The organism is Synechococcus sp. FACHB-909 (genome assembly GCF_014698945.1).
In the GTDB taxonomy this organism is placed as follows: domain Bacteria; phylum Cyanobacteriota; class Cyanobacteriia; order PCC-6307; family Cyanobiaceae; genus Cyanobium.
On record NZ_JACJTY010000003.1, the window covers coordinates 15,884 to 34,376 of the forward strand.

General features: G+C 71.4%; 23 protein-coding genes. 21 read left to right on the forward strand and 2 right to left on the reverse strand.

Features of this window, described 5'->3' with window-relative positions; all coding sequences use genetic code 11:
• The first annotated feature begins 30 nt into the window (after window positions 1–30).
• The 9 genes from H6G99_RS06175 (at window position 31) to H6G99_RS06215 (ending at window position 7,872) form a co-directional block, all read left to right on the forward strand.
• On the forward strand, window positions 31–1,185 hold the full coding sequence (locus H6G99_RS06175; RefSeq protein WP_190610567.1) for a homocysteine biosynthesis protein: 1,155 nt from the start codon (window positions 31–33) through the stop codon (window positions 1,183–1,185).
• A gap of 71 nt (window positions 1,186–1,256) precedes the next feature.
• Complete coding sequence (locus tag H6G99_RS06180) at window positions 1,257–1,904, forward strand: CAAD domain-containing protein (RefSeq protein ID WP_190610568.1); 648 nt, start codon at window positions 1,257–1,259, stop codon at window positions 1,902–1,904.
• Window positions 1,905–1,977: 73 nt separating this feature from the next.
• Window positions 1,978–3,141 (forward strand): GuaB3 family IMP dehydrogenase-related protein, encoded by a 1,164-nt coding sequence (locus H6G99_RS06185; RefSeq protein ID WP_094584827.1) that lies wholly within the window; start codon window positions 1,978–1,980, stop codon window positions 3,139–3,141.
• A 242-nt stretch (window positions 3,142–3,383) separates the two neighbouring features.
• A complete protein-coding gene (gene trxA, locus H6G99_RS06190) occupies window positions 3,384–3,707 on the forward strand; it encodes a thioredoxin (protein ID WP_015110798.1) in 324 nt (107 codons plus the stop codon).
• Between the two features lie 121 nt (window positions 3,708–3,828).
• Complete coding sequence (locus H6G99_RS06195) at window positions 3,829–4,803, forward strand: LOG family protein (protein ID WP_353617187.1); 975 nt, start codon at window positions 3,829–3,831, stop codon at window positions 4,801–4,803.
• Window positions 4,800–5,423 (forward strand): imidazole glycerol phosphate synthase subunit HisH, encoded by a 624-nt coding sequence (gene hisH / locus H6G99_RS06200; protein WP_190610569.1) that lies wholly within the window; start codon window positions 4,800–4,802, stop codon window positions 5,421–5,423. The genes H6G99_RS06195 and hisH overlap by 4 nt, the downstream gene beginning before the upstream one ends.
• On the forward strand, window positions 5,420–6,010 hold the full coding sequence (rsmD, locus tag H6G99_RS06205) for a 16S rRNA (guanine(966)-N(2))-methyltransferase RsmD (protein ID WP_190610570.1): 591 nt from the start codon (window positions 5,420–5,422) through the stop codon (window positions 6,008–6,010). Before hisH ends, rsmD begins: the two co-directional genes overlap by 4 nt.
• 256 nt (window positions 6,011–6,266) lie before the next feature.
• Window positions 6,267–6,890 carry a hypothetical protein gene (locus H6G99_RS06210; protein WP_190610571.1) on the forward strand — a complete coding sequence of 208 codons (624 nt, stop codon included), beginning with the start codon at window positions 6,267–6,269 and terminating at the stop codon, window positions 6,888–6,890.
• A 100-nt stretch (window positions 6,891–6,990) separates the two neighbouring features.
• Window positions 6,991–7,872 (forward strand): hypothetical protein, encoded by an 882-nt coding sequence (locus H6G99_RS06215; protein ID WP_190610572.1) that lies wholly within the window; start codon window positions 6,991–6,993, stop codon window positions 7,870–7,872.
• 63 nt (window positions 7,873–7,935) lie between these two features.
• Here H6G99_RS06215 and petG read toward each other — a convergent pair whose 3' ends face one another.
• Entirely contained in the window at window positions 7,936–8,049 is a 114-nt protein-coding gene (gene petG / locus H6G99_RS06220; RefSeq protein WP_015110794.1) for a cytochrome b6-f complex subunit V, read from the reverse strand.
• 126 nt (window positions 8,050–8,175) lie between these two features.
• Between petG and H6G99_RS06225 the strand changes: the two genes are divergently transcribed.
• The 11 genes from H6G99_RS06225 to H6G99_RS06275 all read left to right on the forward strand — a co-directional run bounded on the left by H6G99_RS06225 (window position 8,176) and on the right by H6G99_RS06275 (window position 16,651).
• A complete protein-coding gene (locus H6G99_RS06225; RefSeq protein WP_190610573.1) occupies window positions 8,176–8,553 on the forward strand; it encodes a c-type cytochrome in 378 nt (125 codons plus the stop codon).
• The gene (locus H6G99_RS06230) at window positions 8,550–9,308 is read left to right on the forward strand and encodes an RNA methyltransferase (protein WP_190610574.1); all 759 of its coding nucleotides are present in this window, start codon (window positions 8,550–8,552) and stop codon (window positions 9,306–9,308) included. The genes H6G99_RS06225 and H6G99_RS06230 overlap by 4 nt, the downstream gene beginning before the upstream one ends.
• Before the next feature lie 30 nt (window positions 9,309–9,338).
• On the forward strand, window positions 9,339–10,403 hold the full coding sequence (locus H6G99_RS06235) for a serine hydrolase (RefSeq protein WP_233133846.1): 1,065 nt from the start codon (window positions 9,339–9,341) through the stop codon (window positions 10,401–10,403).
• Window positions 10,403–11,902: a DUF3370 domain-containing protein gene (locus H6G99_RS06240; RefSeq protein ID WP_190610575.1), complete on the forward strand. Its 1,500-nt coding sequence runs from the start codon at window positions 10,403–10,405 to the stop codon at window positions 11,900–11,902. Before H6G99_RS06235 ends, H6G99_RS06240 begins: the two co-directional genes overlap by 1 nt.
• On the forward strand, window positions 11,899–12,984 hold the full coding sequence (gene bchI, locus H6G99_RS06245; protein ID WP_094584835.1) for a magnesium chelatase ATPase subunit I: 1,086 nt from the start codon (window positions 11,899–11,901) through the stop codon (window positions 12,982–12,984). Before H6G99_RS06240 ends, bchI begins: the two co-directional genes overlap by 4 nt.
• Window positions 12,981–13,463, forward strand: coding sequence for a crossover junction endodeoxyribonuclease RuvC (gene ruvC, locus H6G99_RS06250; protein ID WP_094584836.1), 483 nt, complete (start codon window positions 12,981–12,983; stop codon window positions 13,461–13,463). The genes bchI and ruvC overlap by 4 nt, the downstream gene beginning before the upstream one ends.
• Entirely contained in the window at window positions 13,460–14,080 is a 621-nt protein-coding gene (locus H6G99_RS06255) for a 5-formyltetrahydrofolate cyclo-ligase (RefSeq protein ID WP_353617188.1), read from the forward strand. The genes ruvC and H6G99_RS06255 overlap by 4 nt, the downstream gene beginning before the upstream one ends.
• A gap of 69 nt (window positions 14,081–14,149) precedes the next feature.
• Window positions 14,150–14,326, forward strand: a complete 177-nt coding sequence (locus tag H6G99_RS06260; protein WP_158219504.1) for a hypothetical protein — start codon at window positions 14,150–14,152, stop codon at window positions 14,324–14,326.
• Between the two features lie 7 nt (window positions 14,327–14,333).
• Window positions 14,334–14,843 (forward strand): hypothetical protein, encoded by a 510-nt coding sequence (locus H6G99_RS06265; RefSeq protein WP_094584837.1) that lies wholly within the window; start codon window positions 14,334–14,336, stop codon window positions 14,841–14,843.
• A 17-nt stretch (window positions 14,844–14,860) separates the two neighbouring features.
• A complete protein-coding gene (locus H6G99_RS06270) occupies window positions 14,861–15,280 on the forward strand; it encodes a SufE family protein (protein ID WP_094584838.1) in 420 nt (139 codons plus the stop codon).
• Between the two features lie 33 nt (window positions 15,281–15,313).
• A complete protein-coding gene (locus H6G99_RS06275; protein WP_190610577.1) occupies window positions 15,314–16,651 on the forward strand; it encodes a homoserine dehydrogenase in 1,338 nt (445 codons plus the stop codon).
• Between the two features lie 26 nt (window positions 16,652–16,677).
• On the opposite strand, the gene H6G99_RS06280 is transcribed toward H6G99_RS06275, so the two are convergent.
• Entirely contained in the window at window positions 16,678–17,538 is an 861-nt protein-coding gene (locus tag H6G99_RS06280) for a hypothetical protein (RefSeq protein WP_190610578.1), read from the reverse strand.
• A gap of 159 nt (window positions 17,539–17,697) precedes the next feature.
• On the opposite strand from H6G99_RS06280, the gene H6G99_RS06285 reads away from it, so the two are divergent.
• The gene (locus H6G99_RS06285) at window positions 17,698–18,480 is read left to right on the forward strand and encodes a hypothetical protein (protein ID WP_190610579.1); all 783 of its coding nucleotides are present in this window, start codon (window positions 17,698–17,700) and stop codon (window positions 18,478–18,480) included.
• Window positions 18,481–18,493 lie beyond the last annotated feature (13 nt).

An 18,493-nucleotide genomic window follows, 5' to 3' on the forward strand; every position in this document is an offset into this window, starting at 1 on the left:
AGACCGTATGGGGCACAACCCACTCTATCGATGACCCTGCCGGCCCGGAGTGAATCGGCCCTGCGCCAGCGCCAGCGCAAGGGTGTGCTGCGGGTGCGGGCCGCCGCCGACTTCCGCCGGCTGGTGGCCGAGGCGGGGCTGGCGGAGGCCTACGCGGCCACCGACGTGGTGGTGGCCGCCAATGCCGAATTCACCGATCAGGGCAGCCTGCACCTCAATATCGGCCCCAGCGATCCGCCGATCCGCTTCCGGGACGCCCAGCTGGAATCCTTCGGCGCCCAGAGCGGCGGCGGTGGCGGCGACCTGGTGCTGCCCATCGGCGGTGGGCTCGGGGAAGCCCAGCGGCAGGGGGGCGCCCACCTGCTCGACCGGCTGCTGCGGGGCGGGAGCCTGACCCTCGCCGCCACCGGGGACATCACCGCCCTGCATCCCCGCCGGGACCTGCAGGCCCAGCTGGATCTGGAGCGGATCGGCTCCGGCCGGCTGCTGCTGCACCGGGGCATCACCGAGAACGGCCTGGTGGCGGTGAGCAGCGCCGAAGGGGTGCTGCGCAGCCCCTGGGGCCCCGCGCTGGGACCGTTCGGCAATGCCCTGCACAGCTGCGGCGGTGCCGGCAGTATCGGCCTGACCATGCCGGGGCTGGCGCTGCTGGGGCCGGGCTCACCGGTGCTGGTGGCGGGGGCCATCGGCTGGGTGGTGGGCAGCGGCAGCGGCCACCAGCCCGGCGTGCGGCGCTCCGCCGCCGGCCATGCCCTCAGCCCCGGGGCGGTGGCGGCGGTGAGCGTGGATCTGCACGGCCTGCGGCCCGAATGGCTGCGGCCGTGCTTCTTCGAGGGCCACGGCGCCGCCCTGCTGGTGGGCCTGGCGGCGCCGATCCCCCTGATCAACGAAGCGGTCGCCCGCCAGGCCGCCTGCGGCGACGAGGACCTGGAGGCGCCGGTGCTGGATGTCTCCATTCCGCGCCGCCTGCGGCCCCGCCTCGGTTCGGTCAGTTACGCCGGGCTCAGGTCCGGCCGGATCCAGGTGGAGGGACGCCGCGTCACCGCCGCTCCGGCCCACAGCCCACGGCTGGCCGAGTCGATCGGCGCCGAGCTGATCACCTGGCTCGAGGAGGACCGCTTTCCGCTGCGCCTGCCGGTCCGGCCCCTCTCCGGCCGTGGTGGGCTGATTCCCCTCGACAGCTGAACTCCCTGCACAGCTCCGGGGCGGTGGGGGAAAACGGCCGTAAGCTCCGCCGTGAGCTGCCGGCGCCTGCCATGGCCGAGACCCCCTTCAGCCCCGAGCCCCCCTCCAGCCCCGAGGCCCCCTCCAGCCCCGAGGCCCCCTCCAGCCCCGAGGCCCAGGAGAACGGACCGTCGCCGCAGCCGTGGGCGGCGGAACCCGTGGCCCATGAACCGGAGCACGTGGCCCCCGAGCCGGAACCGGAGCCAGAGCCGGAGCCGATGAGTGCCGGGTTCGAGCCCCTGGCCGAAGCCGACAGCGAGGTCCCGGCGCCGGTGCCCACCCCGGTGAGCGAGCCGGAACCCGGCATCACCGCCACCCTGGAGGTGCCCCCCCTGGAGGGCTCGGCGGAGCCGGCCGGCGAGGGCGGCGGCGAATTCGATCTGCTGCTGCAGAAGATCAAGGACTGGCTCGGCAGCGGCGAACTGCAGGCCCAGTGGCAGCGCTTCCGCGGCCCCCTCAAGGGGCTGGCGATCCTGATCGGGGTGGTGCTGCTGCTGCGGGTCTACGCGTCCCTGATCGGCACGCTCGACAGCCTGCCCCTGGTGGGCGGCCTGCTGGAGCTGGTGGGCCTGATCGCCGCGCTCCGGTTCACCGCGACCCGGCTGGTGCGCAAGAGCGACCGGGACCAGGTCTTCGCCGACTGGAGCCGCCGTTGGAACGACTTCCGCGGCCGGGAGTGATCCAGGGCACGGGCACGGGCCAGGGGCCGTCGCGGACCGGTTGATAGTTTGTGCCCACTGTGTCCGTCCAACGGTGAACATTCAGCTCGGTCGCTCCCGGACCGTACGCCGCGCCTACGGCATCGATGAAATCGCTCTGGTCCCGGGCGGTCGCACCGTCGATCCCGAGGTGACCGACAGCAGCTGGAGCCTGGGGGGAATCCAGCGGGAGATCCCGATCATCGCCAGCGCCATGGACGGGGTGGTGGATGTGGGCATGTGCATCGAGCTCACCCGCCTGGGGGCGCTCGGGGTGCTCAACCTCGAAGGCGTCCAGTGCCGCTACGACGACCCCGAGCCGGTGCTCGAGAAGATCGCCTCGGTGGGCCGCGAGGAGTTCGTGGGCCTGATGCAGGAGCTCTACAGCCAGCCGGTCCGTGAGGACCTGGTGCGGCAGCGGATCGCCGAGATCAAGGCGGGCGGCGGCATCGCGGCGGTGAGTGCCACCCCGGTGGCCGCCCTGCGCTTCGGGGCGGCGGTGGCGGAATCGGGCGCCGACCTGTTCTTCGTGCAGGCGACGGTGGTCTCCACCGAGCACATCGGCCCGGAAGGCCGCCAGACCCTCGACCTGGCCGCCCTCTGCCGCGACCTCGGCGTGCCGGTGGTGATCGGCAACTGCGTCACCTACGACGTCACCCTGCAGCTGATGCGGGCCGGGGCCGCCGGGGTGATGGTGGGCATCGGCCCCGGCGCCGCCTGCACGTCACGGGGTGTGCTGGGCGTCGGCATTCCCCAGGCCACGGCCGTGGCCGACTGCGCCGCAGCCCGGGACGATTACGAGCGGGAGAGCGGCCGCTACGTACCGGTGGTGGCCGACGGCGGCATCGTCACCGGCGGTGACATCTGCAAGTGCCTGGCCTGCGGGGCCGATGCGGTGATGATCGGCTCCCCGATCGCCCGGGCCGCCGAGGCCCCCGGCCGGGGCTTCCACTGGGGCATGGCCACCCCCAGCCCGGTGCTGCCCCGGGGCACGCGCATCAAGGTGGGCACCACCGGCAGCCTGGAGAAGATCCTGCGCGGTCCGGCCGGCCTCGACGACGGCACCCAGAACCTGCTGGGCTGCATCCGCACCTCCATGGGCACCCTCGGGGCCCGCACCCTCAAGGAAATGCGGGAGGTGGAGGTGGTGGTGGCGCCCTCCCTTCTGACCGAGGGCAAGGTGTACCAGAAGGCCCAGCAACTGGGCATGGGCAAGTAGGTCGTCCCAGGTCTGGACGCCACGGCCTCAAGGCGAGATGGGGGCTAACCTCTGGATGTGGGGGCTCCGGCTCGCACACTCCTCACACCCCCCGGCCCGGCGTGTCCGGGCTTTTTGTCTTCTGCCGCCGATCCCGGCGGCACTGCCTCCGGGTTCCGCTACGGCCTGCAACGCTGGCCCCATTCCCGGGAAGAGCGGCCGAACCCGGTTGCTAGATTCACTACATCCCGAGTCTGCAAGGAATGTCCAGCGCCGCTGCCGTCACCGACGCCTCCTTCGAGCAAGACGTGCTCAAGAGTGATGTGCCCGTGCTGGTTGATTTCTGGGCACCCTGGTGCGGCCCCTGCCGCATGGTGGCCCCGATCGTCGATGAGATCGCCAAGGAATACGAGGGCAAGATCCGCGTCTACAAGCTCAACACCGACGAAAACCCCAACGTCGCCAGCCAGTACGGCATCCGCAGCATTCCCACCCTGATGCTCTTCAAGGGTGGCCAGAAGGTCGACACCGTGGTGGGTGCCGTTCCCAAAAACACCCTGTCGGGCACCATCTCCAAATACCTCTGACACCGCTCCGCTGACGCCGCCCCTCCCCCCGAATCCCCCGCCGGCGGCGGGCATCAGCCCCCTGCAGGCCCTCGCCGAAGCTCTCCACGGCCACCCCCAGCGCCGTCAGATCGAGCGCGCCGTGGTGTCGCTGCTCCAGGTGGCGCGTCAGGAGAAGGAGGAGGAGGAGTGGCGCCTGATCGCCGGCTGTCTGGCCGACATCAGCGAGGCCCTCGAGGTGTTCCGCCCCAGGCGCAGCGCGCGCAAGATCAGCGTCTTCGGCTCGGCGCGCACCCGCCGCGAGGATCCCTGCTACCTGCTGGCCGAGGACGTCGCCCGCCAGGCGGTGGAGGCCGGTTTCGAGGTGATGACGGGAGCCGGGGCCGGCGTCATGGAGGGCGCCAACAGCGGCGCGGGATGCGACCACAGCATCGGCCTCAACGTGGATCTGCCCTTCGAGCAGCATCCCAACCCCTACGTGAGCGCCTGCGAGGGGCGCCTCCTCTACTTCCGCTACTTCTTCACCCGCAAGCTGTTCTTCCTGATGGAGAGCGATGCGCTGGTGGTGATGCCCGGGGGATTCGGCACCCTCGATGAACTGTTCGAGTGCCTCACCCTCATCCAGACCGGGCGCACGTCGCCGATTCCCCTGGTGCTGCTCTCCCCGGACGGCGACGATTTCTGGAAGGTCTGGAAGCACAACGTGCACCAGGAGCTGGCCACCCGGGGACTGATCTCCCCGGAGGATGTGGATCTGATGGTGGAAGCCTCCAGCGCCGAGGAGGCCGTGACCCATATCTGCCGGTTCTACCGGGTGTTCCACAGCGCCCAGCTGGGGCAGGACCGCATCGAGCTGCTGCTCAACGCCGAGGTGCCCCGCAGCCTGCTGCCGGAGCTGAACCGCCGCTTCGCCGACCTGCTGGAAGACGGCGCCATCCAGTCCGGTGAGGGCGTCGACGACAACGGCCTGCTGCGGCCCTGCCTGCGGCTGCGCTTCGACAAACGCCGCGTCGGCAGGCTCTATCAGTTCATCGACCACCTCAACGGCCTCGACCTGCCCGCCTCACCGGCCCTGGAGCATCCGGCCGAGCGGGTCCCGAGCGTCAGCCAGCCATGAGCCGCATCGGCCTGATCGACTACGGCATGGGCAACCTCCATTCGGTGCAGCGCACCTTTGCGCGGCTCGGTGCCGAGCTGGTGAGCGTGCACGGCCCGGCCGACCTGGAGGCCTGCGAGGCCCTGGTGCTCCCGGGCGTCGGCGCCTTCGATCCGGCCATGGAGCGGCTGCGCTCGGCCGGGCTGGAGCAGGCCCTGCGCCGCTCCTGCGCCAGCGGCCGCCCGCTGCTGGGGATCTGCCTGGGGCTTCAGCTGCTGTTCGAGGCCAGCGAGGAAGGCCGAACCGATGGGCTTGGCGTGCTGGCCGGCCGCGTGCGCTCCCTGCCGCGGGTGGCGGGCCACCCCCTGCCCCACATGGGCTGGGCCCCCCTGATCCCGGCCACCGCCAGCCCCCTGCTGCCGGCCGCCACCCCCGAGGCCTGGGTTTACTTCGTGCACTCCTTCGCCGCCGAGCCGGCCGACGCCGCGGCCAGCACGGCCCTCGTCGACTACGCCGGCACCCCGGTGACCGCGGCGGTGTGGCAGGGGACCATCGCCGCCTGCCAGTTCCACCCGGAGAAGTCCGGGCCCGTGGGCGAAGCGATGCTGCGCCGCTGGCTCGACTGGGTCGCCAGCCTGTGACGCTGCGGCTGAGCGGCGGGCGGCGGCTGCAGAGCCCGCCCGGCAGCACCGCCCGGCCCACCGCCGCCCGGGTGCGTCTGGCGGTGATGAACCTGCTGGCCCACCGGGTCCCCGGCAGCCGCTGGCTGGATCTCTGCTGCGGCAGCGGCGTGATGGCCTGCGAGGCCCTGCAGCGCGGCGCCGCCGAGGTGGTGGCCGTGGAGCGGGATCGCCGCATCGCCGCGGTGGCCCGGGCCAATCTGGAACTGGTGCGCCAGGGCCGATCGGCCGCGCCGGAGGCCCCCCCCCGCTGCCGGGTGGACGGCGATGAGGTGCTGCGCTGGCTGGCCCGCGCCGACCCCAGCTCCTTTGACCTGATCTACGTTGATCCCCCCTATGCGGCCGGCCTCTACGTACCCATCGCGGCGGCCGTGCTCAAGGGCGGCTGGCTGGCCCCCGAGGGGATCCTGGTGTGGGAATGCGCCAGCGATGGGGTGCCGGAGGTGCCGCCGGGATGGCGCTGTCGTGATCAGCGGCGCTACGGGGGGAGCACGGTGGTGCTGCTGGAGATTGCACCCGCGCTGCCTGCTGATACCTGGCCAACCTGAAGTCTCCTTTTTTGCAGATCTGCTGACGGGCTTTATCTCCAGCTGAAAAATCTTCATGCGCGGTCAGTCCATCTGCAGTATATCCGCTGCAGATGTCAAGTCGTGACCCCGATTAACACCTTTCACCCCGGATATGGATGGTATTCAGATAGGGCCCATTCCGGCGTTCACGGCCATGCCATCCCTTCCATCAACCCCTTCCAGACCATCCACCCCCACCCCCTTCGGCCCCAAGCGCCTCCTGACCCGGGGCCTGATGGCGGCCGCCCTGCTTGGCGGCGCCGGCGCGGCGCTCTCGGCGGGGTCGGCCGAAGCCGCAACAGGCTGCGGAGTTCAGATCTCCTGGGCAGCTTGGGTCGCCGGTACGGACCTCACCTGCGGCGACAAAGTCTTCTCCCACGACTCGACAGCCATACTCGGCAATCTTGCCTCATCGACTGTCTCTGCAAATCAACCTCTCCCAGGCGACTATCTCTTCAACCTGGACTTTCCCACTTTCACCACGAACAGCTTCGACTTCACCTACGTGGCTTCGATCACCGATCCCAGCCGGGTCTTCAGTGCTGTCGACCTTGACTCCGACGCAGATCCATTCGCAAATCCCCCCAGCATTCTGACGGCCAATTTCACTGGCGGCACAGTCCCAATTACTCTCAGCAGCACGAATGGATCGTCGAGCTTTGACGACGTAGCTGGCGGCCCACAGATCCTGACCGTACGAAATGAATACAACGGCGCTGGGGCCATTGATTCCTTCGAGAACAGCTTCCAGCAAACCTCCACTGTCCCTGGTCCCCTGCCCGTCCTCGGCGCCGGTGTGGCCTTCGGTTTCAGCCGCAAGCTGCGCCGTCGCATCAACGGGGCGCGCGTCAAGGCCTGACGCCCGCTGCTGAGAACGTTTCCCGGCCCCGCCTCCCGGCAGGGCCTTTTTTCTTTCTTCACCTGCCTACCCACTTCCGCCCCTTCCTCCCGGAACCGCCATGGCTGCCTCCCCGACGCGTGTCGATCCGCGCTCCGACGATTCCCGACAGATGGCCTCCCAGTTCGGGCTTCTCGCCGTCTGCCTGCTGATCCTTTACGCGCTGGTGGTGCTGGCCGCCATCCTGCCGCCGCGGCTCCTGGATCCGGCCTGGCAGCTGCGGTTCACCAACGCCCTGATCAACAACGGCTTCCTCGGCCTGCTCGGCCTGGCCGTGCTCCATCTGGCTGCCTATCTCGACCCCGCCAATCCCCATCTAATCCGCCGCCGCGACAACCTCGCCGCCCTGGCCCTGGCCGCCGTGCTGGGCTTTCTGCTGCTGATCCCCCTGCAGGGCTATGCGGTGTGGCGCGGCGTCAGCAACGCCAACGGCCAGCAGAGCAGCCAACTCCGCCAGGTCACCGGCAGGATCTCGGCCGTGCGGGACGCCATCAACAAATCCGCCAGCACCGCGGACCTGCAACGTCGCCTGCAGGGCCTCGGGGTCCCTCCCCTGAGCCCCGCCGACCTCGCCCAGCCCCTGCCGGCGCTGCGCAAGACCATGCTCGAAACGCTGGAGCGGACGGAGATCCGCGCCGGTGACCAGCTCCGGGGGATTCAGCCGTCGGGTCTCTGGCAGATCATCCAGGGCAGCATCCGTGCCGTGCTCTCCGCCCTCGTGCTGGTGGTCGGCTTCGCCGCCTTCTCCCGGCGCCGGGACTGGTCGATGACGCTGCTGCAGAGCTGGCTGGCAAGGTTCGACCAACGCCGGGGGGGCTTCGGCCACCGGCGCACGGGACTGTTCAGGAGGCACAACCGCAGCAAGGCGGATGCCTTTCTGCAGAGCCTCTGCGACGAAGGGACGACGACGGCGACGCCATCGCCATCCCAACGGAAGGGCTGAGGTTCAGACGCCGAGGGGGAGAACCGGGCGGCCGGACTGGCTAGGGTGTGTCGAAACGAACGCTCAGCCCCCGAGGGCACTGCCCCGGCGGTACTGGTTCCAGGCCGCCACGAACAGACCCACGAGCGTCACGGGGATCAGTCCAAGCACGATGCCGCAGAGGAGGGGTTCGATCATGGAGGGGCGGTCGGTTCCGGCGATGCACAATTCTTCCACGACCACCGCCGGCAGCGCGAGACCCACCGCAGCACTGTGATCAGTCCGTCCCCCAGCACCCCGGCCGCCGTGACGCCCTCCACTCCCATGGGAGGCGAACAGCCCCTCGCCCGGCGCCGCAGCCTGGTGGCGGCCCTGGCGACGCTGGCGGCGGTGGCCTGCATCCTGCTGCTGGTGGTGGTGGTGCTGCCGGCGGCCCGCAGCGATCCCTACACCCGCCAGACCCTCGAGCTCACCGGCTCGGCCACCGATGGGGGCCGCCTGTTCCGGCTCAACTGCGCCGGCTGCCACGGGCTGGCCGCCCAGGGGCTGGTGGGCCCTGATCTGCACGGCGTCGAGCGGCGCAAGAACGATCGCCAGCTGATCCAGCAGGTGGTCAGCGGCCGGACCCCGCCCATGCCCAGCTTCCAGCCCGAACCCCAGGCCATGGCCGATCTGCTGGCCTTCCTGCACTCCCTGCCTTGAGCCCCACGCTGGTCCTGGTGGAACCGGCCGGCCCCCTCAACGTGGGCAGCGTGGCCCGGCTCTGCCGCAACTACGGCATCGAGGGTCTGCGCCTGGTCGCCCCCCGCTGCGATCCCCTCGGTGAGGAGGCCCGTCTGATGGCCGTCAAAGGGCTGCCCCTGCTGGAGCGGGCGACCATCTTCCCCACCCTGGCCGCCGCCCTGGCCGACTGCGGACGGGTGGTGGCCGCCACGGGCCGTCCGGAGGGGGAGCCCCTGCCCCTGGAGGAACCCGATGAGGCCCTGGCCTGGCTGCTGGCCGGCGACCGGGCCCTGCCGTCGGCGCTGGTGTTCGGACGGGAGGACCGGGGGCTGAGCAACGACGAGCTGCTGCAGGCGGGCCGGCTGCTGCAGATTCCCACCCCCACCCCCCACGGCTCCCTCAACCTCTCCCATGCCGTGGCAGTCGTGCTGCACGACCTGCACCGCCTCGGGCGGCGCGGCCCGACGCCGGCGCAGGCCCCGGCCCCGCAGGCTCCCGTCGGGGAGGGCCCCTGCCCCCGGGGGGTGCTCGAAGCCATGCTCGACGACGCCCGGGAGCTGCTGCTGGAGGTGGGCTTCCTGCTGCCCCACACCGCCGCCGCCCGGATGGCCAAGCTGCGGGCCCTGCTGCAGCGCGGCCAGGTCAGTGGCCCGGAGGTGGCCCTGCTGCGGGGCATGGTGTGCCAGTTGCGCTGGGCGAGCCGTCGCCCTTTCCCTTCTTCCCAGGACCACTAGCGTCGGACATCGCCCCAACGTCCTGCATCCGTGAGCGCTGGCCGTCCATCCCGTCCCCGCAGCAGCAACCCCTGGCTTCGCCCGGTGGGGCTGGTGCTGCGGCTGATCGTGCTGGGCGTGGGTCTGGGGGTGATCGTGGGCACCGCCCTCAAGCTGATGGCGCCGCGCCTGGTCCAGGGGGCGATCGGCACCCCTGCGCCGTCCGCACCGGTCGTGAAGAAACCCGGCACCGGCCCCATGGCCCTGGGGCGGTTCGAACCGCGCCAGGAACTGGTCGGCCTCAGCCAGCAGTGGGCCCGGCTGGCGGCGGCCCAGAAGGGGCTGACCGCCAGCGCCTTCCTGCTGGTGCTCGACGACGGCCGCTTCGCCCAGCTGCAGCCGGACCTGCCCCTGTCGGCGGCCAGTTCCATCAAGGTGCCGATCCTGCTGGCCAGCCTGGAGGATCTCGATGGCGGCAAGCTGCGCTGGAACGAGCCCATGCCGCTCACCAAGGAGGTGGTGGGGGGCGGTGCCGGCTGGATGGCCAACAAGCCCCTGGGCACCCGCTTCCCCTTCTTCGAGGCCGCCACGGAGATGATCCGGGTGAGCGACAACACCGCCACCAACCTGCTGATCCGCCGTCTGGGCGGCAAAACCAATCTCAACACCCGCTTCCGCAGCCTCGGCCTGACGGCCACGGTGGTGAACAACTGGCTGCCGGACCTCGACGGCACCAACACCACCAGCTCCCGCGATCTCGCCCGCTCCATCGCCCTGGTGGACACCGGCGACAAGCTCACCCCCCGGGCCCGTGACCTGTTCAGGGAGATCATGGCCACCTCCCGCACCAACACCCTGATCCCCCTCGGCCTGCTGATGGGGATGGGCAAGGACTCCTCCGATCCCGACAGCGAGCTGCTGCCCGAGGGCATCACCGTCTACAACAAAACCGGCGACATCGGCATCGCCTACTCCGACGCCGCCCTGATCCAGCTGCCCAACGGCCAGCGGGCCGTCCTGGCCCTGATGGTGAAGGGTCCCTTCAACGATCCCCGCTCCGCCGAGCTGATCCGGGCGATGGCCGGGGCCGTCACCAAAACCCTCGTCAAACGCTGATGAACGCTCCCATCCGCGCCCTGGTGCTGCCCGTTCTGGGGCTGGCCGCCCTGGGCGGTCCCCTGCTCGCCCAGCCGCAACCCTCCCCAGCGCCGCAGGCAGCCCCGACACCACCGGTGCTGCGCCCGGGCACGGTGGCGCCCCTGCCGGGCCGGCTGGATGGCGTGCCGATGGTGAACGACAACAACCCCGAGGTGATCAAGGGGCCCGGCATCCTGCTGTCCACCTTCGATGGCCAGCGGGGGTACGACGGCCGGCCCCTGGGCGTGCCGGCGGCGCACCTCAACGCCGCCGTCAGCGGCCCCTTCGAGCTGTTCAGCCATCACATCTATGCCGGCACCCCCGAAAGCCTCGACTCCACCCTCTGGGTGGCGGTGGTGGCGGCCCCGCGGGGCAAGGTCCCGGTGAAGCTGCGGACCGTGGCGGGATCCACCGCCCTGTCCCAGTCGGTGACCCCCGACCAGCCCTCGGCCCCCTTCCTGCCCCTGCCGGCGCTCATGGAGCAGGGCACCACCCCGATCTGGGCCGGCCCCGGCAGCCGGGTGGCGACCGAGCTGCTCGCCCGGCAGCGCAGCCCCCTGGTGCCGGAGGGCTGGACCCTGCCGCCAGGGCAGCTGAGCACCCTGATGGTGCTGCCCCTGCCGGTGCGCGGCCTCGACCCCCTGCTCAACGGCCTCAACCTGCAGCTGCGCCTCAACAGTGACGGTCCGGTGGATGTGGCCACCCTGGCCGCCTTCGGGCCCGTGGATCGCCCGCCGGATCCGGCCGTCTGGCAGCGCCTGCTGCAGGGCGGACTCAGCCCGAAGGAGCACAGTCCCAGCCCCCGGGGGGCCAAGGGACCGATGATCTATTCCCGCGTCAGCGGGGTCCAGGACGGCAGCGCCTGGGTGGGGCGAATCACCGATCCGGGCCGCCCGACCCTCTCGGTGAGCCGGGCCCCGATCTCCTGGCCGATCGCCTCGCTGGAGCGGGGCACCCTGGGCACCGGCCAGGTGCAGACCGCCCCCCTGCGCGCCTTCTACCCCGGCACCGCCTGGGCGGCCCATGGCAACTACGGCGTCACCTACGACCTCACCCTGCCGCTGCGCAACGACACCCCGCGGCCGGTGCAGCTCGCGGTGGCCTTGGAATCGCCGATCAAGACCGACCAGCCCCTGGGCGGCCTGCGCTTCAACACCACCCCGGCGCGGGCGGTGATGTTCCGGGGCACCGTGGAGGTCAGCGGCCTCGACAACGACGCCGGCGGCCCGGGGGGTCGGCGCCGCTTCCACCTGGTGCTGCGGGCCGGCCAGGAGGGCCCGCCCCTGGGCACGGTCAGTCTGCGCCCCGGCCAGGAACGGCAGCTGCGGGTGCGGCTGATCTACCCGGCCGACGCCACCCCGCCCCAGGTGCTGTCGCTGATTCCGGTGGTGACGCCAGCGGCCCCGGGGGCAGGCCCGGGGGCGACCCCAGGGGCGGCTGTGAAACAATCCGGGGCTCCGCCCGCAAGCCGTCCGTGACGCCAACCAGGAAGCGCAGGGTCTTCCCCTTCACCGCCATCGTGGGTCAGGAGGAGATGAAGCTGGCGCTGCTGCTCAACGTGATCGATCCCCGCATCGGCGGGGTGATGATCATGGGCGACCGGGGCACGGGCAAATCCACCACCATCCGCGCCCTCGCCGACCTGCTGCCGGCGATCGACGTGGTGGCGGGGGACCCCTACAACAGCTCCCCGAGCGACCCCGACCTGCAGAGCAGCGAGGTGCGCCAGCGGGCCGAGCGGGGCGAACAGCTGCCCGTGGAGCCCCGCCAGGTGCCGATGGTCGACCTGCCCCTGGGGGCCACCGAAGACCGCCTCTGCGGCACGATCGACATCGAGAAGGCCCTCAGCGAGGGCGTGCGCGCCTTCGAGCCGGGGCTGCTGGCCAAGGCCAACCGCGGCCTGCTCTACGTCGACGAGGTGAACCTGCTCGACGACCACCTGGTGGACGTGCTGCTGGATTCGGCCGCCTCGGGCTGGAACACGGTGGAACGGGAGGGCGTCTCGGTGCGGCACCCGGCCCGCTTCGTGCTGATCGGCTCCGGCAACCCGGAGGAGGGCGAACTGCGGCCCCAGCTGCTGGATCGCTTCGGCATGAGCGTGGAGGTGCGCACCGTGCGGGATCCGGAGCTGCGGGTTCAGGTGGTGGATCAGCGCACCAGCTTCGATGCCGACCCCGACAGCTTCAGTGACCGGCTGCAGAGCACCCAGGAGGCCCTGCAGGCCCGGGTGGTGGAGGCCCAGGAGCGGCTGCCCCAGGTGTCCATCGACGACGACCTGCGCATCCGCATTTCGGCGGTCTGCGGCGATCTGGACGTGGACGGCCTGCGGGGCGACATCGTCACCAACCGGGCCGCCCGGGCCCTGGCGGCCTTCGAGGGCCACCTCGAGGTGAGCGACGACGACGTGGCCCGCGTGGTGGCCTGCTGCCTGCGCCACCGGCTGCGCAAGGACCCCCTCGAACAGATCGACTCCGGCGAGCGGGTGGTGAAGACGTTCTGCAAGGTGTTCGATCGCCCCGCCGGCGACCCCTCCGCCTTCCAGCTGGCCCTGGCGGGGTGAGGATTCTGGGCATCGATCCCGGGCTGGCGCGCGTCGGCTACGGGGTGATCGATGTGGAAGGCCGCTCCGCCGCGGGCGGCGGCCACCAGCGCCTGCTCGACTGCGGCATGATCCGCACCGAACCCGGCCGCAGCGACGGGGATCGGATGGTGGAGATCGCCCGCGATCTTCGGGTGATCGTGCGCCGCTGGCGGCCCCAGCTGGCGGCGGTGGAGAAGTTCTTCTTCTACCGCTCCAGCACCACGATCGCGGTGGTGCAGGCCCGGGGGGTGGTGATGATGACCCTGGCCCGCTTCGCCATTCCGGTGGTGGAGTTCCCGCCGATGCAGATCAAGCTGGCGCTGGCGGGTTCGGGCCATGCCGAGAAGGACGAGGTGCTGGCGGCGGTGATGCGGGAGCTGGATCTGGAGCACCCCCCCCGCCCCGACGACGCCGCCGACGCCCTGGCGGTGGCGCTGACCGGCTGGTTTCAGCGGTGATTCCGCCCGCCGGCGAAGGGACCTCCAAGGAGGAGCTGCGGCGCCTGTTCCGCCGCCGGCGGCGCCAGTGCCTGGCGGCCGCTGCCCCGGGAATCCTGGCAACGGCCCGGCGGCACCTGGAGGTCCTGCTGGCGCGGCGGCCGGGCCGCCTCGGCCTCTACTGGCCCCTCGGCAGCGAACCCGACCTGCGCCCCCTGGCCCCGGCCTGGGCCGGCCGGCTGGCCCTGCCGGCGGTGGCCGGCCCTGAGCTGGTGTACCGGCCCTGGGCGCCGGGCGATCCCCTGGCCGCCGATGCCTGCGGCATTCCGGCGCCGACCGTGGGGGCGGCCGGCCCGAAGCCGCGGGAGGACCTGGACCCCGCCGCCATGGCCCTGCTGCTGGTGCCCGCCCTGGCCATGGACCCCGGGGGCCTGCGGCTGGGCTCCGGGGGCGGCTGGTACGACCGGCTGCGGGCCGATCCCCGCTGGGCGGCGGTGCCCGCCCTGGCGGTGCTGCCCGCCGCCTGCGTCACCACGGACCTTCCCCGGGATCCCTGGGACATCCCCTTTGATGGCTGGATCGATGAGCGCGACTGCCATCTGACACCGGCGGGTCAGCGGAAGGTTGCAAGCTCTTAACGATGGAGCTGCGGCCGGGACAAGGTCCCGATCGTTTGCCAGGATCGGGGCAGTGCATCCGTGCCGTCCTTGGATTCGATCCCCTCGTCGCTCCAGAACCGTCCCCTGACGGCCGCCGAGCGGGTGATGACCTCCGAGATCCAGGGCCGTGGCGCCTCCAGCGACGCCCTCTCGATGATGGTCAGTTCGGTCGCCAGGATGGTGCAGGCGGGGAAAAGCAGCGATAGTCGCTGGAAAGCCTCCTGATTCACGGATGAAGCCCCTTCTGTTCACCGGGCTGGTCGGCCTTGCCGCTCTGGTGGTCGCCCCCACGCAGGTCCGCGCCCACGCCATCGAGAGCAGCCTGGAGCGGCTCACCAGCCTCAACGAGTCCCTGCACCGCTCCGCGGCGACCCCCGGCCCCGAGACCCTGCGCCTGGAGAGCCAGTTCTCCGGCGGCCAGCCGGCCAGTGATGCCGCGGTCCGGATCGTCCCCCCCGATGGCGGCACCCCGATCGAGCTGGGACGCACCGGCGCCGACGGCAGCATCGTCTTCACCCTGCCGCCCCAGGCCAGCCGCCAGTGGGAGGTGCAGGTGGATGCGGGCCCGGGTCATCGCGATTACCTCGAGCTGCCGGAACCGGAGGCCACCTCCGCGGCCCCCGCACGGGTGAGCCGCTCCCATTCCTACCCTCGGTTGGAGGGATGGGCCTATCTGCCCCCCCTCGGCGTGCTCGCCGTGGCCGGTCTGGCCGGGATGCTGCGGACGCGCCGCCCGTCCTGATTCCCTCCGTGTCGTCCATGGCCACCGGCAGTCCCGCTCTCGACCGGATCGTGGAACGGCTGGGGAGCACCAGCGACCCCCGTCGCCGCTACGAGTACGTGCTGTGGCTGGCCAAGAAGCTGGAGCCCTTTCCCGATGAGCTGCGCCAGGACGCCTTCAAGGTGAAGGGGTGTGTGTCGCAGGTCTACGTGGTGGGCAACCTCCAGGAGGGTCGGCTGCACTGGCGCGGCGATTCCGATGCCCAGATCACCAAGGGGCTGCTGGCCCTGCTGATCGAGGGGCTGGAGGGCCTGACCCCGGCCGAGGCCACCGCCCTCGATCCCTCGTTCATCGCCGCGACGGGCCTGCAGGCGAGCCTGACGCCCTCGCGGGCCAACGGTTTCCTCAACATCCTGCGCACCATGCAGGCCCAGGCCAGCCGGCTGGATGCCGGTTGATTTCTAGGATGGTGGTTTGTGGGGTTGCAGCCCATGGCCATCGGCATCGGCTTGCTCGGGCTGGGCACGGTGGGGAGCGGGGTGGCGGCGATCCTGGCCAGTCCCCAGGGGCGCCATCCCCTGGTCGGTGAACTGGTGCTGGAACGGGTGGCCGTGCGTGACCTCAGCCGCCCCCGCCCCCTGACCCTGCCCCCGGAGCGTCTCACCACCGACCCCGAGGCGGTGATCGACGATCCTGCCGTGGACATCGTCGTGGAGGTGATGGGGGGGCTGGAGCCCGCCCGCAGCCTGATCCTGCGGGCCATCGCCGCCGGCAAGCCGGTGGTCACGGCCAACAAGGCCGTGATCGCCCGCTACGGCCAGGAAATCGCCGCCGCCGCCGCCGCCAAGGGCGTCTACGTGCTGATCGAGGCCGCCGTGGGCGGTGGCATCCCGATCATCGAGCCGATCAAGCAGTCCCTCGGCGGCAACCGCATCCGCCGGGTCAGCGGCATCATCAACGGCACCACCAACTACATCCTCAGCCGCATGGCCGACGAGGGGGCGGCCTACGCCGAGGTGCTGGCCGACGCCCAGCGGCTCGGCTACGCCGAAGCCGACCCCGCCGCCGATGTGGAGGGGGGTGACGCGGCCGACAAGATCGCCATCCTGGCCGGACTGGCCTACGGCGGCCCGGTGGAACGCGGCGGCATCGCCACCGAAGGCATCGACCGGCTCGACGCCCGCGACGTGGCCTATGCGGCCCAGCTGGGCTTCGTGGTGAAGCTGCTGGCGGTGGCCGAAAAGGTGGAGGAGGATTCCGCCGCCGCTGGCGACGGCCACGGCGCCGAGCCGCCCGGTGGCGTGGCGCTCGACGTGCGAGTGCACCCCACCCTGCTGCCCAAGCACCATCCCCTGGCGGGGGTCCACGGGGTCAACAACGCGATCCTGGTGGAAGGGGATCCGGTGGGCCAGGTGATGTTCTTCGGGCCCGGCGCCGGGGCCGGGCCCACCGCCTCGGCGGTGGTGGCCGACATCCTCAACATCGCCGGGATCCGCCAGGTGGGCGGCCCCCAGGCCGGCCTCGATCCCCTGCTGGCCGCCAGCAGCTGGCGCCACTGCAGCCTGGTGGACGGCTCCATGAGCCGCCATCGCAACTACGTCCGGCTGCGCACCCGCGACGAGGCCGGCGTGATCGGACGCATCGGCACCTGCTTCGGTGCCGCCCAGGTGTCGATCCAGTCGATCGTGCAGCTCGACGCCAGGGAGGGGGAGGCGGAGATCGTCGTAATCACCCACGAGGTGAGAGAGGACCGCTTTCGCGAGGCCCTCGGGGCGATCGAGGCCCTGGAGGGCGTTGAGGCGGTGGCCGCCTGCCTGCGGACGCTCTGAACCGGCCCTGAGCCGGCACCGGCAGCTCAGCGCGCCTGGCGCAGGCGCTGCCGCAGCCGACGGCTGCAACGCCAGGCGATGGCCACGCCGGCCACGGGCAGGGGACCCGGCACCGAGGCCGGATCAGGGCCCTCAGCGGCCGGACCCTGGTCACCGGGACCGTCGCCGCCTTCACCGGGCTGGTCGGTGGGGCCGTTGCCGGGCTGCTCGCCGGAGGGGGCTCCAGGCGGTGGCAGAAGCAGGGCCGTCTTGAACACGTCGTCCCCCTCACCCTGGCCGGGGGTCTCCTCGGCGAGCTCGGCCGCCAGGGCCAGCCTGGGCTCGGTGGAGGGGGCCTCGCCCGTCGAGCCGCCGGGGACGATCTGGAAAGGAACGAAGGCGCCGGTGGCACCGTCTAAGACGTTGTCGAAGAGCGTGCCGGCCTGCCAGGTGAGCTGCAGCGGGGGAGTGGACGCCGTGCCGGTCCAACGGAAGGCGAGGGGGTTGGTCAGCCGGAAGCCGCTGCGGCCTGGAACGGGTCCGGAGCGGGCCAGGAAGTAGCCCGACGGCACGACGAAGCCGTCGATGATGGAATCCGGTCCGGAGAGGGCGCTGACCTGGAAAGGCGGCACGACCGTGCCCGTCACGGGGTTGCCCAGGGTGATGCCACCGACGCCGATGAGGATCTCGGGGTCCCGCCCGAAGCCTGGAACCAGAAGCTCGCGCAGCTCCTGCAGCTCGGTCAGCCCGTCGTGCCCATGGATGCCCCCCGCCGGGGCCGCGGTGCTGGCGATCAGACAGCTCAGCAGAACGAGGGGAGGGTAGAGGTGGACGGAAGGGCGGAAACGCCGCAGTCCGAGGGCACCGAACCCAAGGAAGCGCACCATGAACAGCCAGGAATGTTTCACCAGCTTATCAGCCAATCTTCAGGCTTGCCTGGCATCCGCTTAAGTCGGCCGGGTGGGGGTCCCCATCGGCGGCCTCCGGGCCCCTGACGGCGCCGGTGGGGCCCCCTAAGGTCTGGGCCGCTGGCCAGTTCTCACCACCCTGTCCAGCCCGGACCACGGATGCCTGACCACGCCCCCAGCCGCGAGGAGACGCTCGCCGGCTTCAGCCGCCTGTTCGCCTGGAGCGGTGGCGGCCTGCTGCTGGTGTTCCTGGCCTTCGTCCTGGTCGACTCCCTGCCCCTCCAGCTCCTCAGTCCCTCCTGGCAGCTGCGGTTCACCAACCGCATGGTCAACACCGCGCTGCTGGCCCTGCTGGGGTTCCTGCTGCTCCACCTGGGGCTGTTCATCGAGCCCAGCAATGGCTTCCTGCGGGCGAAGCTGACCATCGCCCGCCAGTGGGCCATCGTCGTGGTGTTCGCCTTCCTGCTGCTGGTGCCCCTGCAGGGCTTCGCCACCTGGCGCGTCCTCTCCCAGGCGAAGGGCGCCCAGGCGATGCAGCGCACGGTGCTCGACGAACGGGTGACCCGGATACGCCAGGCCATCGAGGCCGCCACCAGCCCGGAGGACCTGCAGGCCCGCTTCTCCCGGCTCCAGGCCCCCCGGCCCCAGCTCCCCCCGGCGGCCCTCAGCCTGCCCCTCAACGAGCTGAAGCGCAGCCTGCTTGAGGAGCTCCAGAAGACGGAGACCCGCGCCTCCGGCCGGATCAGCGGGCCCGCCCCCACCGACGTCTGGGCCCTCGGCCAGGGGGTGGCGAGGGTGACCATCGCCTCGGTGGGCTTCGCCGCGGCCTTCGCCGCCGGCGCCCAGCGCCCTCGCGCCTCCCTCACCCTGCTCCAGCAGCTGATCCGACAGCTGGAGATCCTGCGCGGGCGGCGCCCCAGGAGCAAGCGACGGACCCCCTGAGCTCCGCCGTCGG

Bases quoted from the DNA above. Each gene is read 5' to 3' on its own strand.
- H6G99_RS06240 (WP_190610575.1), top strand. From the start codon at position 10,403: ATGAACGCTCCCATCCGCGCCCTGGTGCTGCCCGTTCTGGGGCTGGCC.
- H6G99_RS06215 (WP_190610572.1), top strand. From the start codon at position 6,991: ATGGCTGCCTCCCCGACGCGTGTCGATCCGCGCTCCGACGATTCCCGA.
- H6G99_RS06285 (WP_190610579.1), top strand. From the start codon at position 17,698: ATGCCTGACCACGCCCCCAGCCGCGAGGAGACGCTCGCCGGCTTCAGC.
- H6G99_RS06175 (WP_190610567.1), top strand. From the start codon at position 31: ATGACCCTGCCGGCCCGGAGTGAATCGGCCCTGCGCCAGCGCCAGCGC.
- trxA (WP_015110798.1), top strand. From the start codon at position 3,384: ATGTCCAGCGCCGCTGCCGTCACCGACGCCTCCTTCGAGCAAGACGTG.
- petG (WP_015110794.1), bottom strand. From the start codon at position 8,049: ATGATCGAACCCCTCCTCTGCGGCATCGTGCTTGGACTGATCCCCGTG.
- H6G99_RS06270 (WP_094584838.1), top strand. From the start codon at position 14,861: ATGGCCACCGGCAGTCCCGCTCTCGACCGGATCGTGGAACGGCTGGGG.
- H6G99_RS06275 (WP_190610577.1), top strand. From the start codon at position 15,314: ATGGCCATCGGCATCGGCTTGCTCGGGCTGGGCACGGTGGGGAGCGGG.
- H6G99_RS06265 (WP_094584837.1), top strand. From the start codon at position 14,334: ATGAAGCCCCTTCTGTTCACCGGGCTGGTCGGCCTTGCCGCTCTGGTG.
- H6G99_RS06225 (WP_190610573.1), top strand. From the start codon at position 8,176: ATGGGAGGCGAACAGCCCCTCGCCCGGCGCCGCAGCCTGGTGGCGGCC.
- H6G99_RS06180 (WP_190610568.1), top strand. From the start codon at position 1,257: ATGGCCGAGACCCCCTTCAGCCCCGAGCCCCCCTCCAGCCCCGAGGCC.
- H6G99_RS06210 (WP_190610571.1), top strand. From the start codon at position 6,267: ATGGCGGCCGCCCTGCTTGGCGGCGCCGGCGCGGCGCTCTCGGCGGGG.
- hisH (WP_190610569.1), top strand. From the start codon at position 4,800: ATGAGCCGCATCGGCCTGATCGACTACGGCATGGGCAACCTCCATTCG.